The organism is Aquimarina macrocephali JAMB N27 (assembly GCF_000520995.1).
In the GTDB taxonomy this organism is placed as follows: domain Bacteria; phylum Bacteroidota; class Bacteroidia; order Flavobacteriales; family Flavobacteriaceae; genus Aquimarina; species Aquimarina macrocephali.
In genome coordinates this window covers 1-6831 of the sequence record NZ_JACA01000083.1, presented here as the reverse complement: position 1 = coordinate 6831, position 6831 = coordinate 1, and the positions used below count along the sequence as shown (strand labels likewise).

General features: G+C 34.5%; 7 protein-coding genes. 5 read left to right on the top strand and 2 right to left on the bottom strand.

Going from position 1 to position 6831, the window contains the following annotated elements; translation table 11 throughout:
• Positions 1–902, top strand: a 902-nt coding sequence (locus Z054_RS30720; RefSeq protein WP_161635359.1) for an RHS repeat domain-containing protein, incomplete at its 5' end; no start/stop codon positions are given.
• Here the strand turns inward: Z054_RS30720 and Z054_RS30715 are convergent.
• The gene (locus Z054_RS30715) at positions 899–1684 is read right to left on the bottom strand and encodes a CPBP family intramembrane glutamic endopeptidase (RefSeq protein WP_161635358.1); all 786 of its coding nucleotides are present in this window, start codon (positions 1682–1684) and stop codon (positions 899–901) included. The two genes, Z054_RS30720 and Z054_RS30715, sit on opposite strands and share 4 nt — an antisense overlap.
• A gap of 33 nt (positions 1685–1717) precedes the next feature.
• A complete protein-coding gene (locus Z054_RS0127015; RefSeq protein WP_024773097.1) occupies positions 1718–2050 on the bottom strand; it encodes a helix-turn-helix domain-containing protein in 333 nt (110 codons plus the stop codon).
• 147 nt (positions 2051–2197) lie between these two features.
• On the opposite strand from Z054_RS0127015, the gene Z054_RS0127010 reads away from it, so the two are divergent.
• The 4 genes from Z054_RS0127010 to Z054_RS31990 are packed head-to-tail and all read left to right on the top strand — an operon-like array spanning position 2198 to position 5800.
• Positions 2198–3772, top strand: coding sequence for a hypothetical protein (locus Z054_RS0127010; RefSeq protein WP_024773096.1), 1575 nt, complete (start codon positions 2198–2200; stop codon positions 3770–3772).
• 42 nt (positions 3773–3814) lie between these two features.
• Positions 3815–4735 (top strand): tyrosine-type recombinase/integrase, encoded by a 921-nt coding sequence (locus tag Z054_RS0127005; protein WP_024773095.1) that lies wholly within the window; start codon positions 3815–3817, stop codon positions 4733–4735.
• Positions 4735–5628 (top strand): tyrosine-type recombinase/integrase, encoded by an 894-nt coding sequence (locus tag Z054_RS0127000; protein ID WP_024773094.1) that lies wholly within the window; start codon positions 4735–4737, stop codon positions 5626–5628. Before Z054_RS0127005 ends, Z054_RS0127000 begins: the two co-directional genes overlap by 1 nt.
• 19 nt (positions 5629–5647) lie before the next feature.
• Positions 5648–5800, top strand: a complete 153-nt coding sequence (locus tag Z054_RS31990) for a hypothetical protein (protein ID WP_161635357.1) — start codon at positions 5648–5650, stop codon at positions 5798–5800.
• The last annotated feature ends 1031 nt before the right edge of the window (positions 5801–6831 follow it).

The window sequence follows — 6831 nt, the reverse complement described above, 5'->3', positions numbered from 1 at the left end:
GGTTTGATGATATTAGTGTTAGGCGAGTAAATCCTTCTACAGTTTCAGAGATCGTAGAGGAGAAGAATTATTATCCCTTTGGACTCGAACATAAAGGGTACAACTTTGGTGTGAATGGTAGAAAACATAATTATGGTTTTGGTGGTAAAGAAGAACAGGACGAACTTGGTCTTGGTTGGATTGATATTACTGCTCGTAACTACGACCCTGCACTTGGTCGATGGATGAATCTTGATCCACTAGCAGAATTAATGACTAGACACTCTCCTTATAATTATGCTTTTGATAATCCAATTAGCTTTATTGACCCTGATGGAATGGCTCCATTTTGGATTAATAATGGAGATGGCACATATACAGCTGAAGCAGGAGATAGTGCTTCAACATTAGCAACTGATGCTGGAATTTCCTTTGAGAAAGCGAAAGAAATAATGGCTAATACTCCTAACGAAAGCTCTTCTTTGGGTAATATGGGGACTTATGTAGATTCTGAAGATGGTGTTGAAAAATCTGCTGTTGATGAAGGAGATGTTGTAGCTGTGCCAGAACAAGTAGAAGCATTTGAAACTGAAAAAGCTAAAGTTGAAACTAATGAAAAAATAGATAAAGAAATTGTAAGTGTAAATGACGAAATGAAATCTTCAAAAGATGCAAAAGAACAGTTTGTCAAAGAAGCTAAAGAAATAAATCAAGAGTGGTATGATTTTATGAATGATCCAAAAAATCAACACGAAAAGTACGGTATTGAACCAGGAGGAGGTATGGGCTTATGGCGTGCTTATAAAGGAGATGGAATTGAAAGAAGGCAAAAGAAAAAAGAAAAGCAAGCTGATAGTGTTGATAAAGTAATTAAGAAACAACAGAAAAAAATTAATAAATTAAAGAAACAAAAGCAACATTAATTTAACTTTAACTTTCGGTATTGGTTAGTAATTAGAAATATTAAACCAATACCGAAAGTTATAATTAACCAATAACTTACTCCAAAATTAAGTATCTCAAGTACTTCCCAATATTTTTTTGGATAGAGATAGATTATGAACCAAATTAAATTTGATATTACATGTAACAATATCGAATACCATATATTATTTGTTTTAAAATAGATATATGATGCTATAACCCCAAATAGAAATGTTGGAATTAGATTATTTATGCTCAAATGAATAATAGAGAAAAGCAGACTTGATATTAAAATAGCTATCCAAAGATTAGAATATTTATTAAGTAGTGATTTAAAAATTATTCTTCTGAATAATAACTCTTCTAAAACTGGGAGCAAAATAATAGTGTATATCATTTTAAAAACTATATCTAAAGAAAAATCTATTGATCCAAGGTTAGATGGGTTTAAAAGAGGTTCTTCAAATAATATATGTTTATAACGGAAAAAGGGATCTTTTAAAAGATGAATTCCTATAGCTAGAATAAAGATCAATAAAACGTAATACATTTTGGACAAGGCCAAGCGTTCTTTTTCTGTATTCTTAAATGTTTTTTTAAATAAGAGAATAAGCAAAGACAAAGCTATTAGTGCAGATAAAAACTCACCGAACTCTACTTGCAAAAATGGATCTTCGACAAGAGTAACTACAGCTTCAAAAAGAGCAAAAACTAATAGAAGTTTTAATAGTACATATAAAAATGTTAGAATTAAGACTTGCCAAATATTAAGTCCTTTCATATCTATATTTTTGAACATATTGGAGATTGTTTTTTAAGAATACGCTTTTTTAGCTTTAGTATCTCTGATGATAGTATCAATTAATCTAAATAACATATTTTGGGTATCATCATCTAAGCTTTGTATATCCTGTAAGCGTTGTACTGTTTTTTTGTCAAAAGAAGCGTTTATACCTTCCCCTACAAGGTAATCAAGCGAAACACCAAAAGTATCTGCAATACTTTTAGCTACGTCAATAGATGGAGTAGCTTCTCCTCTTTCATATTTACCAACCATTACTTGTGATATACCTGTTTTATTAGCTAAGTCAGATTGAGACCAACTATGCTGTTTTCTTAAATCAATAATATACTTACCAATATTCATAACTAACAGGGCTTAATAATAACTAAAGTTCTTGTTTTAAACAAAAGTATAGAATTAAAAGATATAAATAGATGAAATAGTTTTTGGTTAATTAAAAATTATAAGATATTTTTGTATCTAATAGTTTTAAACTAAAACTTATCAACAATGCTAAAAACCCACAATCCACACAACTACAGTTATGTTACTATGCACTTAGAAATCCGCATCTTAGGTGGTATCAAGCTCAATAATTTAGACCGTATGCGGGTCACAATGAGCGTTCAAAAACCAAAAAGCCACAATATACTACGTCATAGTATCGATTTATACAATGATAACATGGTAGAGAAATTTGTACGAAAGATTGCAGAACGTATCGAAATCGGCACAAGTATCGCCCGTAAAACCTTGCAAGAATTAACCGCAGCATTAGAACAATACCGTATCGATGAATTAGAAGCAACTAATCAAACCGATGAGATATTGGTAAAAGAACTCACAGCCGACGAAGAAAAAGCAGCAATCAAGTTCTTAAAGTCTAAAGACTTACTTAAAAAGACAAATGAACTAATCGGTCAATCTGGAGTTATAGGAGAAGAAACCAATCGATTATTAATGTACTTAATCTTTACGAGTCGTAAAACCAACAATCCCTTACATTGTATCAGTTTAGGAAGTTCGGGAGTTGGTAAAACACACTTGCAATCTAAAGTAGCAGAACTGATACCCGATGAAGATAAAATAGAAATTACGGTACTCTCTGCCAATGCCTTTTATTACTTCAATCGTACAGAACTACGTAATAAACTTATACTCATAGAAGATCTGGACGGAGCAGAATCTGTACTCTACCCTTTACGTGAATTACAATCTAAAAAGAAGATTACCAAAACCGTAGTACACAAAGACAAAAAAGGAACGACCAAAACCATACACCTAACTGTAGAAGGCCCAGTGAGTGTTGCAGGCTGTACTACACAAGAAAGTATCTACGAAGATAACAGTAACCGAAGCTTCTTATTATACATCGATGAATCAGAAGAACAGGACAGAAAAATAATGCAATATCAGCGTTTACTATCGGCAGGCAAAGTAAATAACGACAATGAATTTATAGCAGCCAGATTTTTACGTGATGTACAACGAATGCTAAAACCTGTAAAAGTGATCAATCCTTATGCAGAGTTCTTAGATTTACCTCAATCTGTATTTAAACCAAGACGTACAAACGCTCACTATCTACAGTTTATAGAAGCTGTTACCTTCTACTGCCAGTGGCAGCGACAGAAAAAGTATGATGAGCAAACAGGCGAAGAATATATAGAAACTACCATCGAAGATATTAAAGCTGCTAACCAATTAATCATAGAGGTTTTACTACGTAAGAGTGATACCATTACAGGAGCAGTACGAGATCACTTGGAAAGGCTTAAAGCCTATTTAAAACAATATAACCAAACTACTTTTACCAATACTGAAATCCGTAGAAACCTACGAGTCAAAGAAACCACCTTACGAAGATATAACAAACAGTTACTTGAAGAAGGTTATATCAAACGTATCAAAAATGCTAAAACCAAGAGTTATTGCTTCGAGATTATTGATTTACAAGAGTATACTAATCTTAAAAATCAGATTGATAGTGCATTAAATACTTGCCTGCATCGGCTCGATGTCGCCAGTTCGCCACCAAACCGCCACACCTCAAATGGCGAAGTTAAAATAAAGAAAGTGAGTTGATTACCCACTTCTCACCACAAAACTTTAAAAAACACATACCGTATGAAAAAAAGTAAGCTGCAAAATGCTAGCTATAGCACCCTATTGACCAATTTTAGCGACTGGTTAGATATCTTGGGCTATAGCGATGCGATGCAAAAGAACTATCCTGCACAGCTCTGTGAGTTCTTCTACTGGTTAGAGGGGCAAGAGATTACCCATATCAATTATATCAAGGATCATCACATTAGAAACTACTATAATCATTTAAAACAACGACCCAATAAAACCAGAGGTGGTGCATTAAGCAATATCTATCTCAATAATCACCTACAATCCTTGCACAAGTTTAGGGAATACTTAAAAAAGCACAATGCAAAACCTTTTAACCTACCGATCAAAAGAGAAAAGGAAACTATAGTAGAAAAGCTAAATGTACTGTCACCAGAAGAAATCAAAGATCTGTTTATGGCAACAGGCTACAGTAATCCATTACCAAGATTTAGAGCCAGACAAAAAGCATTGTTGGTCTGTCTGTACAGTTGTGGTATGCGTAGAAATGAAGTGCTGAACTTAGAAATATCGGATATCCTTTTTGATAAAGAGAGAATCTATGTTAGAAAAGGTAAAAACTATAAAGAACGCTTTATCCCTATCAATCTACACAACCTGCAAATACTGGAAGATTATATCTATGACACAAGAATGAACTTTAAAAAATCCAGTGAAAGTAACTATGTATTCATTACCGAACATAGCAGCAAAATGAGCGGTGGTACATTAGAAACCGATCTAAAACAAATTATTAAAGCCACAGAAGACAGAAGCTTGATCGAAAGAAATATTACACCACACGCCTTACGTCACAGTATTGCCACTCACTTTTTACAAGCAGGTATGAAGATCGAGGATATACAACAGTTTTTAGGACATAGCAGCCTAGAATCCACACAAATCTATACACATATTTTAAAAGAAAACTAATGGAATATCGAGAGTATTTACACCAAGAAAATTATAGTAAGACCACAATAGTACATTATCTAAAACGTATTACAGAATTTACGGGATGGCTTAAAAAACGAAGGATTACAGCAAGCGAAATCGATTATAAAACCTGTATGAAGTACATCAAGCATCTACAACAAAAAAAGATCAAACCCCAAACGATCAATAATCACCTGGTAACGATTAGAAACTATTTTGATTACCTGATAGAGAGAGCAGAGCGAAGCGAAAACCCATTAGAAGATGTATCTGTAAAAGGCACTGTAAAAAAGATGTTGCACAATCTTTTAGAACCAGACGAGCTAGAAGATTTATACTACAGTTATCAAACCGAGAAGTTTAACAGGAACGCTAACGGCTTTGCTAGATATGCAGCAAAACGTAATAAAATTATTGTTGGGCTGATCGTATACCAAGGTTTAAACGCTACCCATCTAAAAAGCCTGAACTTAGAAAATGTACAACTAAAAAAAGGTAAAATCTATGTTCCTGCAACCCGTAGGAGTAATGCCAGAGAAATAGAGTTAAAACCTTGGCAAATCATTGATTTTATCGAATACCTAGACCAAATCCGACCACAAATAGCCAAAAACAACGATCTGCACAATCAAGAATTATTAATCCCACAAAAGTGCTTTAATGACCTGCTACGAGTAGGAATCTTAAAAAGGTTAAAAAAGATCAATCATAAAGTCATTAATGTAAATCAGTTACGGGCTTCTGTGATCTGTAATTGGTTAGGTCAATACAATATCCGTAAGGTTCAATATCTGGCAGGACATAAACACATTGGTTCTACAGAATCCTATAAACAAAACAATCTGGAAAGCCTCCACGAAGCTATTAACCAGTTCCATCCAATACATTAAACTACAAAAAACCATCCTTATGAAAATAGAAATCATCATTACCGACAAAGAGGAATTAAGTTATTTACAAAGTTCCTTAGCTGTAGCAATACATCAACTGACCTTATCAGAAAAAAACCATGAAGATAGTATTTACTGGTTATCACAAATCCTGCTTTTATCGTACAAGTAGTATAATAACCAAGTGACTCCCTACGGTCGGAATATTATTATGGGCGCAGACAAAAAAGTCTTTGCCCATAAGCTGTTATAAGGTGTTCCTTCGTCACTCGTTCCCTGCTTCGCCAGTTGCTATCGCACCATAATTACTTCCTCACCTTTGGTCGTCAGCAATTATTACTGGTCTTCGCGGGACTCCTTCCTCTATCACCCGCAGCTCTCTTTTTGCTTAACAACAATAAGGTACGCTAACGCTAAATACTAAATTAAGCAAAACCGCTACTTCATGGGCTACGCCGCTTAGTCGCAACCTAGCCGATTATTTATGTGGAAGTTAATATCTGATAAAGAAGAACACATAAAAATCGTCTGGCACACAAAACCACTACGTTCCTTTTTGTGTGTCGGTTGCTCCACTACGCTTTGGCTACGCCTTTGTCTTCTGCGTTCGCCACGCAGGCATCTTCAATCGCCAGATAGCTATGATCAATCTTGAAGCTGAAGCACTACGCTTACAGCCTTTGCGCACTTCAGCTTCAAGATCAATCGATCTTACTCAAACGGAAAATATTTTAATAAAAAGTGGAATGCGGTGGCTGATGTAGTAGGCCTTCCGCTTTTTATTAAAATACTAGCCTTAATGGCGATTGAATGACCCCACAATGCTTAGAATCACGTCTACGACACGATTATATGTGTATAATACTATAATATCTCTCCTAAAAATAGCTTGTTAGAAGTCAAAATCTTCAATAATAGCAGTCGGTGCGCGGCTATTTTATATAAACCCTGTTATAGCCCCTGACTAAAGGGAAGTGCGGGTATAATAAGGATTATGTAAAGATAGCTTTGATCATGCGGCTGGCTTTAGAAGTAACAAATACAGAATCCTGTAATGTGGGTACACTCTAAATTATTATTTTAGCATAGCAGACAGATAGATGACCGAATAGAACGTTCTTATTTTTTGCTTTTGAGCAGGTATCCATGTAAAAAAAGGGTATACCGTTAATTTTTTTGCGTAAACCAAGACCATTTAGGGAA

Bases quoted from the DNA above. Each gene is read 5' to 3' on its own strand.
- Z054_RS30715 (WP_161635358.1), bottom strand. From the start codon at position 1,684: ATGAAAGGACTTAATATTTGGCAAGTCTTAATTCTAACATTTTTATAT.
- Z054_RS0127015 (WP_024773097.1), bottom strand. From the start codon at position 2,050: ATGAATATTGGTAAGTATATTATTGATTTAAGAAAACAGCATAGTTGG.
- Z054_RS0127010 (WP_024773096.1), top strand. From the start codon at position 2,198: ATGCTAAAAACCCACAATCCACACAACTACAGTTATGTTACTATGCAC.
- Z054_RS0127005 (WP_024773095.1), top strand. From the start codon at position 3,815: ATGAAAAAAAGTAAGCTGCAAAATGCTAGCTATAGCACCCTATTGACC.
- Z054_RS0127000 (WP_024773094.1), top strand. From the start codon at position 4,735: ATGGAATATCGAGAGTATTTACACCAAGAAAATTATAGTAAGACCACA.
- Z054_RS31990 (WP_161635357.1), top strand. From the start codon at position 5,648: ATGAAAATAGAAATCATCATTACCGACAAAGAGGAATTAAGTTATTTA.